Raw genomic sequence first — 21,769 nt, 5'->3', positions numbered from 1 at the left:
TAAGACTCATGACCAGGGTCCATTTTATTGGCGCCGGACAGATGGCGGAGGCGATTATTCGCGCGTCATTAAGCCACGGTGCGCTGCGGGCGGACGCGATCTCGCTGGAGGATATCGACAGCGCGCGAGTCGAGGCTCTGCGCGCCCGTTATCGGCTGTCGGGCGACGGTGGCGTAAACGAGGCCTCTTTGCTGGTGCTGGGGATCCGTCCGCAGGACGATCTGGCGGGGGTGGCGAACCGCGTGCGCCCGCAGCTAAACGGCTCGACGACGGTGGTTTCTCTGATCGCGGGGGTGACCCTGGAAAAGCTGGCCTCCCTGTTTGGTGCGGCAACGCCGATTGCCAGGGCGATCCCCAATACCCTGACCGATACCGGATTTGGCTATAGCGGCGTGACCTTAAACCCCCACGCCAGCGCGGCTGAGATCGAGCCGTTTCTGCGCGGCTTTGGCAAAGTGCTGTATCTGCCTGAGCGGTTGATCGATATCTTTACCGGCTTTGGCGTCGCGGGCCCTAACTATATTTACTACTTTATTGAGTCCCTTACCGATGCCGGCGTACTGGCGGGGCTGCCGCGGCCCCAGGCAACGGAGGTGGTGCAGGAAAACCTGCTCGGCGCGGTCGAGATGCTGCGCCAAAGCCAGAAGCATCCGCGCCAGCTTCTGGATATCAACAACTCCCCGGCAGGCGTCGGGATCCACGGTCTGTATGAGCTGAACAACAGCGATTTTGCCGCTGGGCTTCAGCGCAGCGTACTGGCGGCGGTCAGGCGCACCCGTGAACTGGGACAGTGCTAAAATCCTTCTTCCCGCGACAGATCGCGCAGCGCGCCCGGCGCCTTTCCGATAATGCGTTTAAAGGCGCGGCTGAAGGCGGCATGAGAACTGTACCCCAGCCTGAAGGCCACTTTTTCCAGCGCCTGACCCTCATGGGAAATGTACTGCACCGCGAGGCGCATACGCAGCTCGGTGAGATAGCGGGCGGGCGTGGTGCCGGTGGCGGAGAGGAAGCGTTCAGCAAATACCGAACGTGAAATTCCCGCCTCGCGGGCCAGATCCTCGACTTTCCAGTTAATGCCCGGCTGCTGATGCATAACGTAAATGGCTTTAGCCAGCTTAGGATCGCGCAGCACCTGTACCCAGCCGGTGGCGTTGCCGCAGCCACACTCCACCCAGCCGCGGACAATCAGCGCGGCGACCACATCGGCCAGCCGCGCCAGAATGCCGGCGTAGCCCGCCTGTCGAGTGAGGCTTTCGCGTTCCATGGCCGCCAGCATCGGCGGGATCTCCGGACGGCTGGTCAGCAGGCTGCTGACCAGCATCACTTCGGGCATCGCTTTGACCAGCGGCTGCATACCGCCCAGCTCAAAGTCCATACAGGCGCTGAAGATAATGGCGCTGTCGCTTTTCGCGTCGTCGCAGGCGTTTTTGACGCAGCTTACCGAGCCGCAAACCGGTTCGCTGGGCAGTCTGGACACGTTAACCACCGTTGCCTGGTCATCGGAGAGCAGCACGTGACCATCGCCGTTCGGAATAAACAGCGCATCGCCGCTCTGCAGCATCAGGCGCTGACCGCTGACCATGCGCAGCAGTACCGGTCCCCGGCTGATAAAGTGGAACTGCGCTTTACCAGGTACGAAGCCGAATTCGACGCCAAAAGGACGGGAGGTTTCGATGCGGCGGTAGTTGACGCCGGAAAGGCGCATGCCGCGCAGAAGTTCGCTGGTGAGATCGAGGGCGTGCTGAGTCATAACATCATTCCCGGACGAATTATCAATAATCAAGGAGTATGCATCATAGATCGTCCGAACAGAACCGCCTAACCTTAACGAAATGTTAATTGTTCTGGAGAGATGTTTATGAGTTCCTGCATTGCAGCTGAAGAGAGCCAGACCAACGCCAGGCCCGCGTGGCGCGCCGTCTATGCGCTGGCGCTGGGGGTGTTTGGCCTGATTGTCGCCGAGTTTCTTCCTGCCAGTTTGTTAACGCCGATGGCGGCAAGCCTGGGCGTTAGCGAAGGTATGGCGGGGCAGGCGGTGACCGCGACGGCGCTGGTGGCGTTAGTTACCGGGCTGCTGATCACCACCGCGACGCGAAATATTGACCGCCGCTGGGTGCTGATGTTTTTCTCCGTTTTGCAAATTATCTCCAGCATGATGGTGGCCTTCGCCGGTTCGCTGGAGTTTTTGCTGCTGGGGCGTCTGCTGCTGGGAATCGCCATCGGCGGCTTCTGGTCGATGTCGACCGCGACCACCATGCGTCTGGTTCCGGCGGCGATGGTGCCGAAAGCGCTGGCGATTATCTTTTCCGCCGTTTCCATCGCGACGGTGGTTGCCGCGCCGCTGGGCAGCTATTTCGGCGCGCTGATCGGCTGGCGCAACGTATTTCTTATCTGTGCGCTGCCGAGCGTGGTTGCGCTGCTCTGGCAGCTGTGGGTTCTGCCTTCCATGCGTCCGGAGAGCGTCGGCAGCTTCGCTACCCTGTTTAAGGTGCTGCGTCGGCCAGGTATGATTGGCGGCATGCTCGCGACAATCCTGATTTTCAGCGGCCACTTCGCCTTCTTTACCTATCTGCGTCCGTTCCTCGAAACCGTGGCGCAGGCCAGCGTCGAAGGGGTTTCTCTGATCCTGCTCGGTTTTGGGGTAGCGAACTTTATCGGCACCTCGATTGCCGGACATCTGTTGGCCCGAAGCCTGCGCCTGACGCTGGCGCTGGTGCCGCTGGCAATGAGCGTGCTGGCGCTGATGATGGTAACGTTCGGCCACGTCGCGCTGCTGGACGGTCTGCTGGTGGCGATGTGGGGCTTTGCTTTTGGTCTGGTGCCGGTGGGCTGGTCGACCTGGCTTGCCACCACGGTGCCGGATGAAGCTGAAAGCGCGGGCGGCCTGCTGGTGGCCTCTATTCAGCTGGCGATTAGCGCCGGTGCGGCTGGCGGCGGTGCGGTATTCGATCTCAACGGCGCGAGCGGCGTTTTTGTCGGCAGCGGCGTGCTGCTGGTCAGCGCCATGGTGATAGTGCTGTTTGCGGTAAGAGTTAAGCCTGTCGTGAGTGAGGAGTAGGGCTGCAGCACCGCAGATTGCCGATAGCCCGGGGAATATGCCGTGACGTGGTATTGCTGTGGCTTCTTCCCGGCTTGCGCTGCGCTTAGCCGGGCTACCGGGCCGCAGATTGCTGGTAACCCGTGGCCCGGGTAAGGCGTTTACGCCGCAACCCGGGGAATATGCCGTGACGTGGCATTGCTGCGGCTTCTTCCCGGCTTGCGCTGCGCTTAGCCGGGCTACAAGGCCGCAGATTGCTGGTAACCCGTAGCCCGGGTAAGGCGTTTACGCCGCAACCCGGGGAATATGCCGTGACGTGGCATTGCTGCGGCTTCTTCCCGGCTTGCGCTGCGCTTAGCCGGGCTACAGGGCCGCAGATTGCTGGTAACCCGTAGCCCGGGTAAGGCGTTTACGCCGCAACCCGGGGAATATGCCGTGACGTGGCATTGCTGCGGCTTCTTCCCGGCTTGCGCTGCGCTTAGCCGGGCTACAGGGCCGCAGATTGCTGGTAACCGTAGCCCGGGTAAGGCGTTTACGCCGCAACCCGGGGAATATTCCGCGACGTGGTATTGCTGTGGCTTCTTCCCGGCTTGCGCTGCGCTTAGCCGGGCTACAGGGCCGCAGATTGCTGGTAACCGTAGCCCGGGTAAGGCGTTTACGCCGCAACCCGGGGAATATGCCGCGACGTGGTATTGCTGTGGCTTCTTCCCGGCTTGCGCTGCGCTTAGCCGGGCTACAGGGCCGCAAATTGCTGGTAACCCGTAGTCCGGACAGATGCGCAGCATCGCCTCCGGGGAGGGTGTTAACTCTCGTCGATATCGTCGAGCAGATGCTGAATCAGTAGCGGAATCGGCCGGCCGGAAGCGACGCTTTTACCGCCTTCGCGCCACAGCGCCGTGCCGCTGACGTCGAGATGGGCCCAGGGGATCTCCGGCGGGCAAAAATGGTGCAAAAGCCAGGCGGCGGAGGCGCTGATGGCCGCATTATTGCCGGGCGTATTGCACAGGTCGGCGATTGCGCTTTCGGTCTGCTTCTTCAGCCTGCTATCCAGCGGCAGCGACCAGACCTCATCCCCGCTTTTTATCCCTGCCCGGGTTAACCCCGCCCGCAGCGCGTCGCTTTGCGTCATCAAGCCGCTCAAATCGTAACCCAGCGCCTTAACCACCGCGCCGGTAAGGGTCGCAATATCAATAATATAGTGCGCCTGCGGATGCCGCTGGCTCGCCCAGGCAATGGCATCGGAAAGCACCAGACGGCCTTCAGCGTCGGTATTATTGATCTCTACCGTCAGGCCATTACAGGCCCGGGCGACGCTGCCCGGCTGCATGGCGGCGGGGCCAATCGCGTTTTCCGCCAGCGCCAGTACGCCCATTGCCCGCACCGGTAGCGCCAGCTCGGCGATGCTCAGCATCAGGCCAAGGACGTTGGCCGCGCCGCACATATCGTACTTCATGGTGTACATCCCGGCGCCTTCCTTGAGCCACAGTCCGCCGGTATCAAAGGTGACGCCTTTACCGACGTAGCAGCGAACCGGGCCCTCGCGGACGCCATCATAATGAATCGCCAGCAGGCGCGGCGGGCGTTCAGCGCCTTTACCCACCGCATGCAGCAGGCCGAGCCCTTGTTCGACGATCGCTTTTTCATCCAGAACTTCGCAGCGCAGCGTGGGGATATCCGCGCACAGACGCCGGGCTTCTTCCACCACGTACTGCGGGGTACACTGCTCCGCAGGCAGATCCGCCAGACGCCGCGCGGCGAGCATGCCGTGCGCCGTGGCCCGTTGACGATGGGCGAGGGTGTCCAGCGCCGACCGCTGTTCGGGTAAGGCGTAGAGGGCGAGCTGGCGCAGGCGTGGCCTGGCGGCTTTCACCTGATGCAGGCCCAAATCATCAAGCTGCCAGTCGAGATTAAACAGTTCGCGCAGCGCTTTGGTTAACGCGCCGCTGCTCTCTTCCAGCGAAGCGTCGAGGATAAGCGTTTCGCTCACCGGCTTTTTGCATAGCGGCCGCAGCGCCTCGGCCAGGCCATCGTTCAGCGTATCCCTCCACAGGGGGAGCGGAATGAGGGTGATGCGGGCGAAGGGGGAGCAGCCGAAGCGGGTATCCGCCACCTCGCCGCGGGCGGCCTGTTCCACCATTTCCGCGAGCAGGGGAACGGCATTGAGCGGGGCCTGGGCCAGCAGCGTACTGCCGGGCCAGGTCACCAGATGCGCGCCGGTGCAGTCGCTATCCAGTTGATTAATCAGACGATAATCCAGCATGGCTTACTCCTCGATGGGGGCGCGAATGCGTGCGGCATAGGCCTGCATCCATTCGTCGTCCACCGGCCGGTAATGGGTTTTCTCCCGAACGCGCTCGGCGCAGAACACGGTGAGCGGCTGCGTCGCGCTGGCGACGACAAAGGAGAAGGTTTTGATATTGGTGGCGGCGCCGAATTCGCCGCGCCGGTTCATGCACACCACCGAAAGGTCGCCCGCGCGGCCAAAGCGCGACATCAGTTTGTCTTCCAGCTCGCAGACCACCGAGTCCGCCGCCTGCTGCGGCGTCATTCCCTGGGCCATTCGCCGGACGATTTCGTAGCTGGTGCAGCCTTTCATCAGATCTTCACCGACGCCGGTCGCCGTGGCGGCGCCGGTCTCGCTATCGCAGTAGAAACCGGAGCCGATAATCGGCGAATCGCCCAGCCGTCCGCGTTTTTTCATAAACAGGCCGCTGGTGGAGGTGGCAACGCTCATGGAACCCTGTTTATCAAGGCCAATAATGCCCACGGTATCGTGGCCGTCGTAAGGACTGAGGCCTTTATCCAGCGTTTCGCGACAGCGCTTCCGGTAATGCTGCATCGCGCGTTCGGTCAGCATCGCTTTGGCGGCGAATCCCTGGCTTATTGCCCACTCTCTGGCGCCCTGGCCGACCAGCAGACTGTTGTAGCGCTGACGGCTCAGGGCGTGGGCGACTTTCACCGGGTTGGCAATATCCACCAGATTACCGACCGCGCCGAAGGCCAGGGTATCGCCATGCATAAAGGCGGCATCCAGTTCGACCTCGCCGTTTTCCGTCGGCAGGCCGCCGTAGCCCACCGATTTGTACAGCGGAAAATCTTCTACCGCCGCCACCGCATTGACCACGGCGCTGGCGGTATCAGCGCCGGATGCCAGCGCCGCCGCGGCTTCGGTAACGCCTTCCAGCGCCATTCGCCAGGTGGCAATCATTCCCCACATTGGTTTACTCCTGTTTTGCAAGCGTGTTGTCCGTTTCAGCACGGGCGGTGACTTCCGCCGCGCGATACTGCTTATCGACGATGCGCATGAAGGGCAGGTACAGCATGGCGCCAATCAGCAAATTGAGGATCTGCATCACGCTGCCGCTAAGATGCCCGGTGACGATAAAACCGCTGATCACCGGCGGCAGCGTCCAGGGGATAAAGACGCCGGTGGTGACGGCCACCGCGCCGATCTTCATCGCCGTGTACTGCACCGTGACCAGCACCAGCGGCACGAGGTTAAACGGAATCAGCATGATCGGGTTCATGATCACCGGCAGGCCAAAGAGGATGGGTTCGTTGATATTAAAAATGGAGGCACCGGCGCCGAGGCGGGCAACTTCGCGCATATTTTTGCTGCGGGCGAAAATCAGCATCGCTATCACCAGCGACAGCGTTGCGCCCGCGCCGCCCATCCAGATCATATCGAAGAACTGCTCGGTGATAATGTGCGGCGGGGTGACGCCGGCCTGGATAGCGGCGATGTTGTCGGTCTGATTTTCCATCCACAGCGGACGAATGATGCCGTTGATCATCGAACCGGAGTTAATGCCGACCGACCACAGAATGGTAATGCTGAAAACGGTCATCAGCGCGCCGAAGTAGGAGGTACCGTAATGGCGTACCGGCGAGGCGACGACCTCATAAATAAACTGGTGGATGGTGGCGTAGTGCGTGTGCGCAAACCCGATGCGAATCGCCAGGATCAGAATCATCACCAGCAGCGCCGGGATCAGCGCGGCGAAAGACTCCTGCACGGCGGGCGGAACGCCGTCCGGCATCTTAATCACCAGCTTTTTGCGTTTTAGCCAGCAGAAGAGTTCGGTCCACAGCAGCGAACCGATCATGGCGACGAATAAACCTTTGGTGCCGATCCACTCCACGGGGATCACCGTGATGCCGCCGTTTTCAGCGACCTTAATGAACGGCGTGAGGATCAGAAACCCCACCAGCGAGAGGATGCCGCAGGAGATGCGGTCATCGCCGTAGTGCTCCGCCAGACGGTAGGCCACCAGGAAGCTGATAAACAGCGACATTGTGGAAAATACCGCGTTGAACGGAATTTCGATAATTGCGCTCCAGCTCGCGCCGAAGGTGCTGGCCATAAACTGCTGGTAGCTCTGATTGGGGAACGACGAGATCACCAGCAGAATGGAACCGACAATAATAAAAGGCATGAATGAAACGTAGGCGCCGCGAATAGCGCCGAGGTGACGCTGCTGGGCGGTTTTCGCCGCCAGAGGCATCAGTTTGGCTTCAAGAAATCCCAGAACATTGTTCATTGTGAACTCCGTACAAGATCGACAGGGCTGTGTGTGTTATCTATGGCGGATTATGAGAGAAAGCGGTGGGCTGAAAGGTGAAGCGGTTCACATTGTATTCTCTGCAATAATATATATCTCATATGATTAGTTATATTTCCGGTAGAGGATCGTATGGAAATCAAGCTGCACGCTAATGCCACCACCACCCCCAGAACGCGTAAATATCTTCAGGAATCGACGAAAAGCGACCGGGAACTGGCGCAGGAACTGGGGATTTCCATTACTACGGTTCGCCGCTGGCGCAACCGCAGCCAGATTTCCGATAACCACACCACGCCGCATTTGATACACAAAGTACTGAGACAAGAGCAGGAGATTCTCATTAACGCCCTCCGCGATGCGCTGCGCGCCCCGCTGGACGAACTGCTGTTTATGGTGAATGAGGGGCTGGGCATCGCTGTTTCCCGCGCCACGCTAAACCGCTATCTGCGTCCGGCCCATGAAGGACGGAAAAATGCCGCGCTGCAGGGGAAAAAAGCGTTAAAGGCGGGAATGCGCGCGGATACCCTGACGCTGCACTATCGCCAGCTGGCGCTGTCGATGGACGACGGCGGTGAACATCATCTGCTCTGGGCGCAGGAGCCGATCAGCGGTTGGTGCTTTGGCCGCATCTATTGCGGGATCTCTCCCGCGCTGGTCGATAGCTGGCTGACCGAGGCGCTGAACGCCTGTCCGGCGCGTATACAATGTCTTGAGATTTATGCTCATAAAAGCTTTCAGCCCGCGCGCGCGCATCTCTCTTGCCGGACGGTGGCGATGGCGGAGCGCGGAGCGGTACAGCTCAGCGAACGATTAGCCGACGTTATTCCGGCGCTGGATGAGCCGGACGCGACGCTGCAGCGGCTGTGCGCGCTGTGGAACCGGGGGCGGGCGCAAAAAAAGCTGGGCGACACGACGCCCCAGGGCTTTCTTGAGTCGTTGAATCAGAACTAACGGTGGCGTCGGAGGCAGGCACGGCAGCCGCATTTTGCCCGGGCCCCAGAATCTCTGCGACAGCAAAAGAGAGCGCGTTTTTTGTTGGGCCACGCCAGCGGCCCTGGAGGGTCAGCCGTTTCGCAGGCCATCAATCGCGCTGTCGCTCAGCAGCATAACCGTTTTTACGCTGACGCTGATCCTGTCGATAATGGCCTGTCGCGGGCCTTCGCGCCAGGCGGGGCTGCTGTAGAAGTGCGCCTGGGATGCGTTTAAATGCGTCAGGTCCTCATAGGCCCGGATCAGGTAATAAGCGTCGTTGTCATCAACTGAATTGCCGAAGGAGACGATATCCATTCCGGCGGCGCGATGACAGGGGGCGCTTTGTTCCTTCATTATCCGGTGAAACTCGTTCCCGGTCCCCGGTTTAAGGGTGTAAAGCAAAAACTCTACCGTTTTCATCCTGACGTTTCCTGTTCACATTCACTGAGTTTGCTGCAAGAGAGCACTGTCCGGCTATTAGAACAACTCCACGTGGTTTTGTCGCTTCTCTTTGGCATGAGGGCAGCGCGGGTTGCATTTCTCACTTCATTTTTGGTATGTTATATCATAACATTTATGACATTATAAAATATGTGACTATTTACCTTTCTTTTTAAATGATAATGATTATCATCACTACCTGCCGATCAAAAATCAAAAGAGCGCGTGTTTCGCTCATCCACGCTGAAGAGAGAGGGAGCGGCGGCTAATGGAGGAGAGTTTGACCAAGAGTGGAAAAGCCGATGATCCCGTGCTTAGCGTCAATATCGCATCATTACCGCGGCCCGGCGGCGGGGAAATGCTCTCCGGCATTCATTTCAGCGCCGGTAAAGGAGAGTGTCTGGCCGTCATTGGGCCCAACGGCAGCGGGAAAACCTCTTTATTACGCGCGATAGATTGCCAACTGCCGTCGCGGGAGGGCGACGTTCGGTTATATGGCCGCTCCATTGCCGCATTAACCCGGCAGCAGCGAGCCCGGCAGATCGCGGTGCTTGCGCAGAATGATACCCCCGACCTGCGTCTGGCGCTTGAGGATTATGTCGCCCTCGGGCGGATTCCCCACGCCCGGGATATGTCGCGTCGCGAGCACGACATCATCGTAACCCGCGCGATTAACGATACGGGATTGCAGAGGCTGCGCAAGCGACCGCTCTCCGCGTTATCCGGTGGTGAGAGACAACGGGCGGCGCTGGCGCGGGTACTGGCCCAGGCGCCAAAACTGCTGCTGCTGGATGAGCCCACCAACCATCTTGATCCCCACGGCAGAGTGGAGCTGCTGTCATTAGTGAAAAGCCAGGGAATCACGGTCGTTGCGGTATTGCACGATCTTTCCCTGATTGACGCCTTTGCCGATCGGGTTTTGCTTTTATCGCAAGGGCGCGCCGTGGCCTGGGATGTGCCGGAGCGCGTGCTTGTTTCACAACGGCTTTACCCGGTCTTCGGCTTGACCAGCTTTACCGTACCGCATCCCATGACCGGGAAGGCGCTGCGGATTTTTGAGGTGCCAGGCTATGCCTGATAAATTTCCGGAGGATAACGCAGCATGAATAAATGGTTTGCAGGGACGATGGCGTTTCTTTTTATTTCAGCGGCGAACGCGGCGGATTTTCCCGTCACGATTGACAGCTGCGGAACGCCTGTGACCTTCACTCAGGCGCCGAAAAGGGCGGTCATCCACGACCTTAATATGTCTGAAATGGCTTTTGCTCTCGGGTTGCAGGACCGCATCGTTGGCTTAACCGGCATTACCGGATGGTACAAAATGACCCCGGAATTTAAACATCAGATGGGATCAATTCCCGAGCTGGCGCCGAAATATCCCTCTCTGGAGACGCTGCTGGCGGCAAATCCTGATTTCTTTTTCGCCGGCTGGAATTACGGCATGAAGGTCGGCGGGGAGGTCACGCCTTCCGCGCTCGAAACATACGGTATCAAAACCTTTGTGCTGAGCGAGAGCTGCGTCTTTACCGCCTCTCAGAAACAAAAAGCGAGTATGGACCTGCTGTATAACGATGAGCTGACGCTGGGTAAGATTTTTGGCAAGCAGCAAGAGGCCCGTACGCTGGTCGACGGCTGGAAAAAAACGCTGAATGCGCTGCCTAAGCCGCCGCGGGGCGTGCAGCCATTAAAGGTGTTTGTCTATGATTCCGGCGAAGATAAGCCCTTTACCAGCGGACGGTACGCCATGCCGACCGCGATTATCGAAGCGGCGGGAGGGAAAAACGTGATGGACGACCTGGAGATGAGCTGGGGGACCACCTCCTGGGAGAGCGTGGCGACGGCGGAACCCGATTTTATTATTCTTCTTGATTATCAGACCGGCAGCGGCGCTGATTCGCTGCGCCGTTTCCTCGAAAATCATCCGTTAATGAAACAGACGCCGGCGGTGAAGCAGCAGCGTTATCTGAAGCTGCAATATGCTGAGTTGACGCCCGGGCCGGCGAATATCAACGCGGCCGAAAAGCTGGCTCATGCGATGTATCCTGCGGCCCACCAATGAGCGGGGCTCACTGTCGCTACTACTGGGCCGCGTGGGGGGCGCTGCCGTTATTAGCCGGCTTGATGCTGTTCAGCGTGGCTAAAGGCAGCGTGCCGCTGTCGCTTACCCAGGTTCTCGGCGCCTTGCGGCTGCTGGATGTGCCGGTTTCGGAGATGATCGGACGTATTGTCATTGATTTGCGCGTGCCAAGAACGCTGCTGGCGGTGCTGGCGGGCGCGGTGCTGGCCATCGTGGGCGGTCTACTACAGACCACCACGCGCAACGATCTGGCCGATCCTTTTTTATTCGGGCTTTCCTCCGGCGCATCGGCGGGAGCGGTACTGGTGATCACCCGATTCGGTGAGCGGCTTGGCGCGCTGACGCTGCCGGTGTCGGCATTCGTTGGCGGCATCTGCTCGGCGGTGGCGGTGATGCTGCTGTTTCATTTTAAAAAGCAGCGTGGCGCAGAGCACCTGGTGATCTGCGGGTTGGCGATCTCCTTTTTATTCGGCGCGCTGACCAGCTATCTGATTTTCTCGGGCGACCAGCGGGCCGCCAGCTCGGTGCTGTTCTGGTCGCTGGGTGGGCTCGGTCTGGCGCGCTGGGATAATTTGCCCTACGCCCTGTTCAGTCTGCTGCTTCTCGGCGCATTCATACTCCTGCGCTGGCGCTCCCTGGATGGCTTACTGGCCGGTGAGCAGACCGCGCAGTCGCTGGGCATTAACGTTACACGCCTGCGCATGGAGGTGTTTTTCTGCTGCGCGTTAGCAACGTCGCTGCTGGTGGCCCTGACCGGGGTGATTGGCTTTATCGGCCTGATGGTGCCGCATATGTGCCGCTATTTTTCTGGCGTAAAACATCTGCTGCTGCTTCCTTTATGCGGCCTGTGGGGCGCGGTGCTACTGTGCGGCGGTGATATCGTCAGCAGGACGCTGCTGGCTCCGCAGGAGCTGCCTATCGGGATCATTACGGCCGGCATCGGCGGACTCTTCATTATTATTCTGCTGGCCAGAAACCGTTCATAAACTGAGTCGCGCCGGGTCGCTGCCTGGCGCAGACTTAAACGAAGGGCAAACAAATGCCCGGAAGTCAGCGCGCGCATGCGCTTCGGTTCATGCGCAATTCCCTCATTGGTAGTTTTATGTTTTGATAAATTAAATTTTTCAATGTTATTTGTTAAGTATCATCTTTATCGCAGAGTGATATGCTGCTAATCTCTCTTTAACCGATGCATCGTAAGAAAAATCCTAAAGTAAGCGTGGGGATGAGCGCTGTCTCCGGGCCAGTGAAAATCCCATGGTTTACATTTCGCAGGGATTTTTCTGAAATTCACTCGTCTGGACAATAAATATTAAACAAACTTATAATTCACCCACTTCATTCATGGGTATATCCCCATGGCGCCTATTATACGTATTTCTATAAAGGATGATTGCACTTTCATGAGGGAAAGGAATGTTAACTATTTTCAGCCATAATCATTTTTTTAAGAAAGCCATACGTCTGAAAATAAACGACATAAAAGCGGTCAGAAAGGCGAATCTGGTCGATTTGTGCTTAACAAAGTACGCATCCAGCAGCTGCGCGCAGTTCCATTTTTTGATAAACAGCTTTGAAATGAAAAAGAATTTTGTTTGTTTCCGGGTTGAAGGTAATATTATTTGTTTGATAAACAAAAGGCGCACCGCACATATCGCCAGTATTATCGCCAGAGTGACTGATGGTATCCCCGTGGGAGAGGACATCACGTTAACAGAGAGAGAATTTCAGTATATTTTTATTATGAAATTTACCGTACTGGCAAAAGATTACCCGGAGCTGCTCGGCATTTCGCCCAAGGCCTACAGCAGCTATAAAAGAAGATTAATTGAGAAGTTCGGCTTTAACTCATTTCATGCGCTACTGGCGCTGTCTAATTATTTACACGCTTTTTCGCTGCTCGATAAATTTACGCCGGATTAATTGCTGCACCTGTATGCGTGACTATACCTTTATCTTCGCACTCTCATCTTATTTTCCACCTGCCACGACTGTTAAGGAGCGCACTCACAAAGTGTCTCTTTTTCATGTCATCTATCCCATGTCTTGCCTCAAAGGGCGAGCGGGGGACAACGGAACCCCACCACGATCTGTTCTCGTCATTTCTGGCGCTTTGGGACCGCGGCATCAGCGTCTATAATCCGCACAGCGATGTGTTCCGCGAGCGGCGAAGCTAATCGTCTGTTGAAAATAGCATTAAGCCTTACGACAACCTGATTGCCGTAAGCTGCCCAACTACAATAAAGGCTTATATGAAACAAATGACGTTGAGTGACCTTCGGCAACAAAGCGAACAGGCTGCAGCTTCGCCTCGCCTACGTGCCCATCGTAATTTCCACCCTGACTTAAGCGATCCGGTGCAACGCCTGGCCGTCGCTATGGAGCCGGGTACCTATGTTCGGCCTCACCGCCACCCGCACACTTTTGAACTGCTGACATCCCTTAGCGGACGTTTTGTGGTGTTGACCTTTGATGATGCTGGCAACGTGACCGAGCGCGTGGTGTTAGGCGAAGAGTGTAAGGTGCTGGAGATGGCGGCGGGTACCTGGCATGCCGTGCTGTCGATGGATAAAGGCGGCGTAATTTTTGAGGTTAAATACGGTGGTTACCAGCCGGTTTCTGAGCAAGACGCGGCCCCGTGGGCGCCAGCTGAAAACGCGCCGGGAACCGCCGAGCTAATGAAGTGGTACGCCCGGGCGCAAGTGGGTGATGGCGGTTTTACCCTGTAATCCAGGCATTGCGCGGGGAGCAGTCCCGCGCCAGCTTCCTTTTACCCCCGATACGGATAAGCCGTTCCCGGCGCGTCAGCGGCTTATCAAACTGGTGACAAGCTCCTGGCTCTATTTATTCATAGTATTTATTCATAGTTAAACTTATCCCCTGAAATAGGGCTGGCGATATCCCTTTCACGAAAGTGTTAAACACATCTTAAACCACTATGCTATAATTTTTACGGTTTTTGTAAAGAAACTTCAATAAAGAAATGTGGTCATTTCGGCACTATAATTTATCTGCGGGGAAGGATCGGAATATACTCATTAATAGCCGATTAGGGGAATCAGTGCCTTTATGAATAAACATTAATGATTGGTTGTGTAAATTATAAACTATTGATTTATATTGTTTTAACAAATTACAATCTTTAATTTATCTAATCATTAGAATTTCCTTATGATAATTTATCTATTTTAGTCAAACCTTCTGCATCTCTGGGTTGCGTAAGGCGTGATTCAGAATATTTGCCAACGGAAGCAGTGAATGATTGATGGACATCAATTAACAACCGCTGTTGTCGTCACAGTTATGGTATTTAGTCTAAAAAACTGGAACTTTTAATTTCAAGTCTCTTTGCGAATTATCGCATAATAGCCTCGCTCAGAAGGCATCTGAGATTTGATATTTTATTAATAGTTAGGGACGAAATAATATGAAATTAAAATTACTAACAGTGGCCGTCTCTACACTTCTTGCTGCAGGAACCGTGCAGGCAGCTGAAGTGTATAACAAGGACGGAAACAAACTCGACCTCTACGGGAAAGTGACCGGCCTGCATTATTTCTCCAGCGATAAGTCCGAGGATGGCGATCAGACCTATGCCCGTCTGGGCTTCAAGGGTGAAACCCAGATCAACGACCAGCTGATCGGCTACGGCCAGTGGGAATATAACTTCAGCGCCAATAACGTTGAAGGCGACAACTCCGGCGACAAAACGCGTCTCGCGTTTGCCGGCCTCAAGTTTGGCGAATTTGGCTCTCTGGACTACGGCCGTAACTACGGCGTCGCCTATGATATCGGCGCCTGGACCGATATGCTGCCGGAGTTTGGCGGCGATACCTGGACCCAGACCGATGTCTTCGCCACCGCGCGTACCACCGGCGTTGCCACCTACCGTAACAGCGGTTTCTTCGGCCTGGTTGACGGCCTGAACGTCGCCGTACAGTACCAGGGCAAAGAAGAGGGCAACGGTCGCGATCTGGCGAAACAGCATGGCGACGGCTGGGGTCTGGCCTCGACCTATGAGTACGAAGGATTTGGCGCAGGCGCGGCCTACGCGGCATCCGATCGCACCGATGCGCAGGTCAGGGAAGGGCGCGTGAATCCTGACTTCTACGCCCGTGGCGAAAAAGCGGAAGTGTGGGCGGCCGGTCTGAAGTACGATGCTAATAACATCTACCTGGCAACCACCTATGCGGAAACCCGCAACATGACGAAGTTTGGTAAAGGCTATATCGCCAATACCGCGCAGAACTTTGAAGTTGTGGCCCAGTATCAGTTCGATTTCGGCCTGCGTCCGTCCATCGCCTACCTGAAATCAAAAGGTAAAGATCTGGGACGCTACGGCGACCAGGATCTGGTTGAATACGTTGATGTCGGCGCGACTTACTACTTCAATAAAAACATGTCTACCTATGTGGACTATAAAATCAACCTGCTGGATGACACCAGGTTCACCAAAGATGCCAGCATCAGCACCGATAACATCGTTGCCGTGGGCATAACCTACCAGTTCTAAAACAACGCCTTTTATTGAACCATGTCTGCCAGCTTACCCTCCTGGCAGGCATTTTTTGTGCTTGAACGCAGGGCGAGACGAAAAAGCCCGACGCCGTTTCCCGCGCCGGGCTGAGTGAGAAAAGGGGGAGTTTACGGCGCGGTACTGAAAAACTCGCCGAATTTCACCGCCAGCCAGCCCACCGGGGTGGTGGCTCCGCCCACGATATTGGTGATTTCCGCCATCCCTTCCGGCACCGGAATGTTAGAGTTGACCGCCGCCTGGGTGTATTCCCGCGAAATATCCGTCCCGACGTATAAAATACAGGTGACCACCAGCGTGCCGGTGATAAACATGCGGAACATATTGCGTTTGCAGAACGGCGTCACCATCGCCAGCAGGAACATCAGCGAGGCCAGATCGACAAACGGCAGCACGCGGTTGCCCGGCAGAATAATCGCCAGCACCACCGCCATAGGGATCAGCAGCAGCCCGGTCGCCAGCACCGAGGGTTCGCCAATAAGCAGCGCGGTATCCATGCCGATATAGAAGTCGCGGTTGGGAAATTTCGCTTTCAGCTTCGCTTCCGCAGCATCGCGCACGATAAGCAGACCCTGCACTAAAATTTCGATCATTTTCGGCAGCAGCAGCATGGCGGCGGAAACTTTAATCGCCAGCGACACCGCGGCTGCAACATCGTATCCGGCAAGGAAGGCCAGCAGCAGCCCCAGCACGAAGCCCAGGGTCAGCGGTTCACCGAAGACGCCGAATTTTTTATTAATACTTTCCGGGTCGAAATTAATTTTATTGATCAGCGGGATCTTATCAATAATATAGTTACAGGCAATACCAAACGGCACGTAGGTTATACAGGTAAGATGGGGGAATGATATCCCTTTAAGATTATAGTTTTTTTGCAAATACGGTGCGGTTAAATCCGCCGCCAGCAGGGTTAAGATAAATATGCCGAAGGTAATGCCAACGGAGAGCCAGTAGTTACCGGTGCCGGCATACACGACCGACCCCATAATCAGGAAAATCCAGTAGTTGAATATATCGATATTTACCGTCTTGGTTAATTTAAGCAGCAGCATGGCGATATTGATAACAATAAATCCCACGACCACCGGCAGCATCAGCGGCGAGCCCCAGCCGATAGTGGAGGCGGTCGGCCAGCCGGTATCGACCACCGTCAGGTGCAGACCGATGCGTTCAACCATGGCCTGCGACGCCGGGCCGAGGTTGGTCAACAGCAGGCCGATCACCAGACCCACCCCTTCAAAACCGATACCGACCAGCATCCCGGCTTTAAATGCGGTGCCAATTTTAACGCCGAAGCACAGGGCGATAATAAAGAATATTACTGGCATCATCACTGATGCCCCCAGACTAATAATGCTGTTGATAATATCCATAATATTTCCTTAAAAGGCGGCCGAATTGGGCGCGAGCGAACCCGTGCCCAATGGGCCGTAGCAAAAACCTTAAGCGGCTCTTTTAATATTTAACCGAGTTGCTTCAGCAAGATCTCAGAAAAAATCTTCGGCGAATTGCTGAAGGCATCAATAGTACTGCCAGCAATATGCGGCGTTATCGTGACGTTATTCAGCGAATAAAACGCGCTATCCTCCGGCAGCGGTTCATCATCAAAGGTGTCGAGGGCGGCGCCCATGATTTTACCGTCCCGCAGCGCAGCGATCAGATCGCCTTCATTAATTAAGCCGGAGCGTGCGGTATTGACGATAATGGCGCTCTCCTTCATTAATTCAAAATGATGTACGTTAATCAGGTTTTCCGTTTCCGGGGTCATGCGGGCATGCAGCGAAATCACATCCGCACGGCGAACCAGCTCATCGAGAGAATCCACCTTTTCATAGCTGTCATGGCCGGGGACGTACTTATCGTAAAAGATAATCTCGCTGCCGAAACCGCGCAGGAAGCCGGCCACCAGCTGAGCGATATGCCCCAGCCCGACCAGACCCACCACTTTGCCGCCCAGTTCAGGAATGGCCCGGTGGTTTGGACTCTCTTTGCGCCAGAACTTATCGCGCAGCGCATCATGCGAGCGGGCGATGTTGCGCATTTCCGCCAGAATCATGCCGACGGTAAACTCCGCCACGCTGCGGGCATTACGCCCCGGCGTGTTCATTACCTCAACTCCGCGCGCTTTGGCCTCCGCCTGATTAACGTTTTCAATGCCGCCGCGCAGCACGCCAACGTATTTAAGCTTTGGTAGCTTGTCGAATACCGCCGCGTTAACCGGGGCGAACTGGACGATCAGGATCTCAACCTCCTCAGCGCCCTGAAGCAGGGCGGCAGGCAGCGCCACCGCTTCGGAGCCTTGCTGTTCAACCAGTAAATTATCCTCCTGCAGTTTTTCAATCGATTCGTGCGACCATTCGCGCACTTCCACTGTAATGCCTTTATCTTTCAGCGCTTTCAGACCCGCGTCCATCATCGCTGCATTGATAAACAGATCGGCAATTGCCAGACATTTCATAATGATTCTCCATAAATTAACGCATCAACATACCGCCGGTGACATCCAGAGTCGCTCCCGTCATATAGCTGGTTTTCGGAGAGACCATGAAGACGCCGATGTCGGCAATTTCGTGCGGCTGGGCTACCCGGCCCACCGGAATACGGCTGACGTAATAGTCAGGATTCTGCTCAATGTTTTTACGGATCATCGCGGTATCCATAATGCCGACGGCGATGTTGTTGACATTGATTTTCTGTTTCGCCACCTCGCGCGCCAGCGAGATAGAAAATGCCACCAGGCCCGCTTTACTGGCCGCGTAATGCGCATGACCGGTGGTCGAACCGTGGAAGGCCGCCTGAGAAGTGATATTCAGGATGCTGCCGGCCCGATCTTTCGCCAGGCAGTGGTTGACAAACAGCTGGCTCAGGTGGAAAACCGCCTTCAGGTTGACGTTCATCACGCTGTCCCACTCCTGCTGGGTGATTTCAGTGACGTAGCCGCTTAGCCAGATCCCGGCGTTGTTGACCAGAATATCGGCGTTCCCCAGCCGCTCAATGCAGGTCGCGAACAGATTCTCCCGGCTTTGCTCATCGGAAAGATCGGTTTTCACCGCAATAATCTCGACGCTGGCGCTATTTTTTACCGTATCGATCAGCTGCTCCGGGCGCTCCTCATCACGCATATAGGTGAAGCAGATGTTGACCCCTTCTCTGGCGAGGGAAAGGACAAACTCTTTGCCCAGTCCCGTTGCGCCGCCGGTGACGATAGCCGTGCGGTGGTGTAAATTCAGATCCATACTTTCCTCGCTTAATGCGTAATGTAGTTACTGCAGCTTTTCCACGGAGACTGCATTTCCGATAGCAGATTTTTGTAGAGCTGATACTTATCCTGATAGACCTTGTTATTATCCGGGTTCGGCGTGACCGTTCGCGAAACGTGAACCATCTCATTTGAGGCAACAAAGACGTCATCAAACCAGCCAGCCATGACCGCGGCGGTCATCGCGGTGCCCAGGGTGCCGTGCTCTTTCACGTCGACAATCTCCAGGGTGGACTGGAAAATATCGGCGAATATCTGCAGCCAGACCGCAGAGTTAGTGACGCCGCCCGCAATCCGAATGGTGCGGCTTAGATCAGGGTTGATGTTGCGCAGACGTTCGGTGTGATAAAGGTGGCTGAAGGCGACCCCCTCGTAGATAGCGCGCAGAAAATGCGCTTTTTTATGGAAGCTATTCAGGCCGATAAACCCCGCGGAGGCGTCCGGGATGGTGTTGGAGCCGAAGACAAACGGGAAGAACAGCAGGTGGCTCTCGGCGGGCGTTGTCGTGGAGACCAGATCATTGCACAGATCGTAGACTGACGATCCCTGCGCCGCCGCGGCGGTGCGATCGCCTTCCATAAAGTTATTGATAAACCACTCCAGATTACTGGCGGATGTGGGGCTGGCCTCGGTAATTAACCATTTGCCCTCAATCGGATAAATCGAGGTCATAAAGAGATCCCGGTCGATAACCGGATGGTCGGTCACGTATTCATTGATGCTCCAGGTGCCGGTAATAATCGCCAGCTTATCCAGCGTATTGATGCCGGAAGCGACGGATGACGCCGAGATATCAAACACGCCGCCCGAGACCGGCGTGCCGGCACACAAACCGGTTAGCTGCGCGACGTCGTCGGTAATGTAGCCGCAGCAATCGGTGGAGCGTTTAATGGGCGGAAGCTTGTCGCGCAGATCGCCGAGCCCCCACCAGGCCAGCAGCGAGGCGTCATAGTCACGGTCGCGAACGTTGATCAGGTTAGTCCCTGAGATATCGGTAAGTTCGAGAAAGGCTTCGCCGGTCAGATAAAAACGAATCAGATCTTTGACCATGAATATGTAGCGCGCGTTGTTCAGCGCTTCAGGCTCGTTCTCTTTCAGCCAGGCGAGGAGGGCGACGGGCTGGCCTGCCCAGATGGACTGCATGGTTTTGGGTAAAATGTCGCTGACAAACGTCGGGTCGCGGTACCACTTTTCAACCCAGCCCTTAGCCCTGCTATCGGTGGAGATGATCCCGTTGCGCACCGGGGCGCCCGTTTCATCCACCATATACAGCCCGTTGCCGTGGCCGGTGACCGCCACGCCTTTGATCTGGCTGGCGTCGATCCCCGACTGCGCGAGGGCCGTTTTAATGACTTCAACGTTGGCCGCCCAGAGTTCGTTGATATCTCGCTCGGTGTGAAATTCCTTCGGGGTCAGCATTTGCGTTGACTTCGACGCGCTGGCCACCACGTTGCCGGCGCGATCGTAAATCGCCGCTTTTGTGACGGTGCCGCCGTTATCAATGCCCATGACGTAGTGTTGTTTCATTGGCGTGGACTCCTTATGCGTTACCATAAACCGGGTTCGCTGGTGGTAATGCCTTTAAATCCGGCATGGAAAATTTTATCTACAAGGTATTTCCGCTTTACAAAGCCTCCGGCGATGAATATCACGTCAAAGCCTTTTAAATTCCGGCTAATCAATTCCAGACACTGGCAGGCATATTCAGCAGGTAAGATTTCAATAGCATCTGGCGGGTTATGCTTAACAATATCGATGGAGTGATCCAGCGAACGCGAGTCGATGAGCAATACCCGGAAGATAGTTAACAATCCCTCTTTTTTGGCATAGCGTAGGGCCGAGAGATTGGACGAAATAACACCATCAACCTTGTAGTAATTTTTGAGCAGACCGATCCCCGCCTGGTCGGGTTTAAAACCGCCCAGTAGCTCCAGGTGAATAAGCACTTTCTTGCCGCGCTGATGGCATTTGCCAATCAGCGATTGCAGGTTGCCGATATTTGCTTCGGATAGCAGTACGTATTCTGATGCGCAGGCCAGCGCCTGTTCAAAATGTTTATATTTTCTGACGGAAGGAATGATGGTGTTATTTAAGAACATATTAATATCCGATGTTATTTAGCCATGTAGAGGCTGTAGGCATCTTCCGCTGTGGCATTTTCATGGATGATGGCGTTCAGACCTGCTACTACTTTTGCCGGCTGTGGGTCCTGAGTAATATTGCGGCCCACCGCCACGCCTTTTGCACCCACCTGCATACAGTGCTGCACAAATTTAAAATAACCGTCGATGCCGGTTTTCGGGCCGCCCAGCGCGAGTACCGGCACGCCGGCCGCTTCGACGATAAGCCGATCATCTTCGGTACCGGTAAAGCGGGTTTTGATCACGTCAGCCCCCAGCTCTACGGCGATGCGGGCCGAGGCGGCGATAACGGCCGGGTTGTTGGAGTCGTCGCTGGTCACGGGATAGCCGTACGGCAGGGATTCCACGATCAGCGGCACGTTCCAGCGATCGGCGGCCTGCGCCAGCTGCATCGCCATGATGTGCGTTTTCTCTTCATTGAACGCGCCGGGGAAGGTCATGCACACTACGCCTTCCGCAGCCACTTTCAGCGCATCCTCAATGGAAAAGACGGGAGTCGTATCGGGAACGGTATTATCAAAAATATTCACTGTGCTATCGACGCGTAATACAACGGGAACGCAATTGAAAACTTCGCGGAAATTTTTCAACATGCCATAAGTGACCAGCGCGCAGTCCAGGCCGCTTTCAACAAGGGCCGGAAGCTGATTTATCGTATTATCAATACCATTTGTTTTGCTTGAAAAATAGTAGCCATCCAGCGCCAGCGTGACCGATTTACCATCTTTTGCGAAAATGCGAGA

The 21,769-nt window shown here is 56.0% G+C and carries 20 protein-coding genes; 9 read left to right on the top strand and 11 right to left on the bottom strand.

Going from position 1 to position 21,769, the window contains the following annotated elements; translation table 11 throughout:
* Positions 1-8: 8 nt before the first annotated feature.
* Complete coding sequence (locus FQK12_RS05930; RefSeq protein WP_014229456.1) at positions 9-797, top strand: pyrroline-5-carboxylate reductase family protein; 789 nt, start codon at positions 9-11, stop codon at positions 795-797.
* Here FQK12_RS05930 and FQK12_RS05925 read toward each other — a convergent pair.
* On the bottom strand, positions 794-1,750 hold the full coding sequence (locus FQK12_RS05925; protein WP_014229455.1) for an AraC family transcriptional regulator: 957 nt from the start codon (positions 1,748-1,750) through the stop codon (positions 794-796). The two genes, FQK12_RS05930 and FQK12_RS05925, sit on opposite strands and share 4 nt — an antisense overlap.
* A gap of 108 nt (positions 1,751-1,858) precedes the next feature.
* Here FQK12_RS05925 and FQK12_RS05920 point away from each other — a divergent pair, with 108 nt between their 5' ends.
* Positions 1,859-3,058, top strand: coding sequence for an MFS transporter (locus FQK12_RS05920; RefSeq protein ID WP_014229454.1), 1,200 nt, complete (start codon positions 1,859-1,861; stop codon positions 3,056-3,058).
* 781 nt (positions 3,059-3,839) lie between these two features.
* Here the strand turns inward: FQK12_RS05920 and FQK12_RS05915 are convergent.
* Genes FQK12_RS05915 through celB form a run of 3 tightly spaced genes read right to left on the bottom strand, consistent with a single transcriptional unit; the run spans position 3,840 to position 7,578 of the window.
* A complete protein-coding gene (locus FQK12_RS05915) occupies positions 3,840-5,297 on the bottom strand; it encodes a leucyl aminopeptidase family protein (protein ID WP_014229453.1) in 1,458 nt (485 codons plus the stop codon).
* A 3-nt stretch (positions 5,298-5,300) separates the two neighbouring features.
* Positions 5,301-6,254: a N(4)-(beta-N-acetylglucosaminyl)-L-asparaginase gene (locus FQK12_RS05910; protein ID WP_009652191.1), complete on the bottom strand. Its 954-nt coding sequence runs from the start codon at positions 6,252-6,254 to the stop codon at positions 5,301-5,303.
* Between the two features lie 4 nt (positions 6,255-6,258).
* Positions 6,259-7,578, bottom strand: a complete 1,320-nt coding sequence (gene celB / locus FQK12_RS05905) for a PTS cellobiose transporter subunit IIC (RefSeq protein WP_014229452.1) — start codon at positions 7,576-7,578, stop codon at positions 6,259-6,261.
* A gap of 153 nt (positions 7,579-7,731) precedes the next feature.
* Between celB and FQK12_RS05900 the strand changes: the two genes are divergently transcribed.
* Positions 7,732-8,553, top strand: a complete 822-nt coding sequence (locus FQK12_RS05900; protein WP_014229451.1) for a hypothetical protein — start codon at positions 7,732-7,734, stop codon at positions 8,551-8,553.
* A 111-nt stretch (positions 8,554-8,664) separates the two neighbouring features.
* Here FQK12_RS05900 and FQK12_RS05895 read toward each other — a convergent pair whose 3' ends face one another.
* Positions 8,665-8,994 carry an NIPSNAP family protein gene (locus FQK12_RS05895; protein ID WP_004851091.1) on the bottom strand — a complete coding sequence of 110 codons (330 nt, stop codon included), beginning with the start codon at positions 8,992-8,994 and terminating at the stop codon, positions 8,665-8,667.
* A 289-nt stretch (positions 8,995-9,283) separates the two neighbouring features.
* Between FQK12_RS05895 and FQK12_RS05890 the strand changes: the two genes are divergently transcribed.
* The 6 genes from FQK12_RS05890 to ompC all read left to right on the top strand — a co-directional run bounded on the left by FQK12_RS05890 (position 9,284) and on the right by ompC (position 15,605).
* Positions 9,284-10,093, top strand: a complete 810-nt coding sequence (locus FQK12_RS05890) for an ABC transporter ATP-binding protein (protein WP_014229450.1) — start codon at positions 9,284-9,286, stop codon at positions 10,091-10,093.
* A gap of 24 nt (positions 10,094-10,117) precedes the next feature.
* Complete coding sequence (locus FQK12_RS05885) at positions 10,118-11,074, top strand: ABC transporter substrate-binding protein (RefSeq protein ID WP_014229449.1); 957 nt, start codon at positions 10,118-10,120, stop codon at positions 11,072-11,074.
* Complete coding sequence (locus FQK12_RS05880) at positions 11,071-12,078, top strand: FecCD family ABC transporter permease (protein ID WP_014229448.1); 1,008 nt, start codon at positions 11,071-11,073, stop codon at positions 12,076-12,078. Before FQK12_RS05885 ends, FQK12_RS05880 begins: the two co-directional genes overlap by 4 nt.
* Before the next feature lie 430 nt (positions 12,079-12,508).
* A complete protein-coding gene (locus tag FQK12_RS05875) occupies positions 12,509-13,015 on the top strand; it encodes a hypothetical protein (RefSeq protein ID WP_014229447.1) in 507 nt (168 codons plus the stop codon).
* A 329-nt stretch (positions 13,016-13,344) separates the two neighbouring features.
* Positions 13,345-13,821 carry a WbuC family cupin fold metalloprotein gene (locus FQK12_RS05870; protein ID WP_004851079.1) on the top strand — a complete coding sequence of 159 codons (477 nt, stop codon included), beginning with the start codon at positions 13,345-13,347 and terminating at the stop codon, positions 13,819-13,821.
* 698 nt (positions 13,822-14,519) lie between these two features.
* The gene (gene ompC, locus FQK12_RS05865; protein ID WP_014229446.1) at positions 14,520-15,605 is read left to right on the top strand and encodes a porin OmpC; all 1,086 of its coding nucleotides are present in this window, start codon (positions 14,520-14,522) and stop codon (positions 15,603-15,605) included.
* Positions 15,606-15,736: 131 nt separating this feature from the next.
* Here ompC and FQK12_RS05860 read toward each other — a convergent pair whose 3' ends face one another.
* The 6 genes from FQK12_RS05860 to FQK12_RS05835 form a co-directional block, all read right to left on the bottom strand.
* Positions 15,737-16,999, bottom strand: coding sequence for a PTS galactitol transporter subunit IIC (locus tag FQK12_RS05860; protein ID WP_004851075.1), 1,263 nt, complete (start codon positions 16,997-16,999; stop codon positions 15,737-15,739).
* Positions 17,000-17,088: 89 nt separating this feature from the next.
* On the bottom strand, positions 17,089-18,084 hold the full coding sequence (locus tag FQK12_RS05855) for a 2-hydroxyacid dehydrogenase (RefSeq protein WP_014229445.1): 996 nt from the start codon (positions 18,082-18,084) through the stop codon (positions 17,089-17,091).
* 16 nt (positions 18,085-18,100) lie between these two features.
* Positions 18,101-18,862, bottom strand: coding sequence for an SDR family NAD(P)-dependent oxidoreductase (locus tag FQK12_RS05850; RefSeq protein ID WP_014229444.1), 762 nt, complete (start codon positions 18,860-18,862; stop codon positions 18,101-18,103).
* An 11-nt stretch (positions 18,863-18,873) separates the two neighbouring features.
* The gene (locus tag FQK12_RS05845; RefSeq protein ID WP_014229443.1) at positions 18,874-20,412 is read right to left on the bottom strand and encodes an FGGY-family carbohydrate kinase; all 1,539 of its coding nucleotides are present in this window, start codon (positions 20,410-20,412) and stop codon (positions 18,874-18,876) included.
* A gap of 20 nt (positions 20,413-20,432) precedes the next feature.
* On the bottom strand, positions 20,433-20,984 hold the full coding sequence (locus tag FQK12_RS05840; protein WP_014229442.1) for a glycerol-3-phosphate responsive antiterminator: 552 nt from the start codon (positions 20,982-20,984) through the stop codon (positions 20,433-20,435).
* A 14-nt stretch (positions 20,985-20,998) separates the two neighbouring features.
* On the bottom strand, positions 20,999-21,769 hold a 771-nt coding region (locus FQK12_RS05835; protein WP_146295680.1), incomplete at its 5' end, for a class I fructose-bisphosphate aldolase.

This window comes from Klebsiella sp. ME-303 (assembly GCF_007910085.1).
Taxonomy (GTDB): Bacteria; Pseudomonadota; Gammaproteobacteria; order Enterobacterales; family Enterobacteriaceae; genus Klebsiella; species Klebsiella michiganensis.
The sequence above is the reverse complement of the archived record's forward strand: the minus strand, read 5'-3'. Positions and strand labels throughout refer to the sequence as shown.

Excerpts from the sequence above, each read along its gene's own strand:
- FQK12_RS05930 (WP_014229456.1), top strand. The coding sequence starts at position 9 with ATGACCAGGGTCCATTTTATTGGCGCCGGACAGATGGCGGAGGCGATT.
- FQK12_RS05925 (WP_014229455.1), bottom strand. The coding sequence starts at position 1,750 with ATGACTCAGCACGCCCTCGATCTCACCAGCGAACTTCTGCGCGGCATG.
- FQK12_RS05920 (WP_014229454.1), top strand. The coding sequence starts at position 1,859 with ATGAGTTCCTGCATTGCAGCTGAAGAGAGCCAGACCAACGCCAGGCCC.
- FQK12_RS05915 (WP_014229453.1), bottom strand. The coding sequence starts at position 5,297 with ATGCTGGATTATCGTCTGATTAATCAACTGGATAGCGACTGCACCGGC.
- FQK12_RS05910 (WP_009652191.1), bottom strand. The coding sequence starts at position 6,254 with ATGTGGGGAATGATTGCCACCTGGCGAATGGCGCTGGAAGGCGTTACC.
- celB (WP_014229452.1), bottom strand. The coding sequence starts at position 7,578 with ATGAACAATGTTCTGGGATTTCTTGAAGCCAAACTGATGCCTCTGGCG.
- FQK12_RS05900 (WP_014229451.1), top strand. The coding sequence starts at position 7,732 with ATGGAAATCAAGCTGCACGCTAATGCCACCACCACCCCCAGAACGCGT.
- FQK12_RS05895 (WP_004851091.1), bottom strand. The coding sequence starts at position 8,994 with ATGAAAACGGTAGAGTTTTTGCTTTACACCCTTAAACCGGGGACCGGG.
- FQK12_RS05890 (WP_014229450.1), top strand. The coding sequence starts at position 9,284 with ATGGAGGAGAGTTTGACCAAGAGTGGAAAAGCCGATGATCCCGTGCTT.
- FQK12_RS05885 (WP_014229449.1), top strand. The coding sequence starts at position 10,118 with ATGAATAAATGGTTTGCAGGGACGATGGCGTTTCTTTTTATTTCAGCG.
- FQK12_RS05880 (WP_014229448.1), top strand. The coding sequence starts at position 11,071 with ATGAGCGGGGCTCACTGTCGCTACTACTGGGCCGCGTGGGGGGCGCTG.
- FQK12_RS05875 (WP_014229447.1), top strand. The coding sequence starts at position 12,509 with ATGTTAACTATTTTCAGCCATAATCATTTTTTTAAGAAAGCCATACGT.
- FQK12_RS05870 (WP_004851079.1), top strand. The coding sequence starts at position 13,345 with ATGAAACAAATGACGTTGAGTGACCTTCGGCAACAAAGCGAACAGGCT.
- ompC (WP_014229446.1), top strand. The coding sequence starts at position 14,520 with ATGAAATTAAAATTACTAACAGTGGCCGTCTCTACACTTCTTGCTGCA.
- FQK12_RS05860 (WP_004851075.1), bottom strand. The coding sequence starts at position 16,999 with ATGGATATTATCAACAGCATTATTAGTCTGGGGGCATCAGTGATGATG.
- FQK12_RS05855 (WP_014229445.1), bottom strand. The coding sequence starts at position 18,084 with ATGAAATGTCTGGCAATTGCCGATCTGTTTATCAATGCAGCGATGATG.
- FQK12_RS05850 (WP_014229444.1), bottom strand. The coding sequence starts at position 18,862 with ATGGATCTGAATTTACACCACCGCACGGCTATCGTCACCGGCGGCGCA.
- FQK12_RS05845 (WP_014229443.1), bottom strand. The coding sequence starts at position 20,412 with ATGAAACAACACTACGTCATGGGCATTGATAACGGCGGCACCGTCACA.
- FQK12_RS05840 (WP_014229442.1), bottom strand. The coding sequence starts at position 20,984 with ATGTTCTTAAATAACACCATCATTCCTTCCGTCAGAAAATATAAACAT.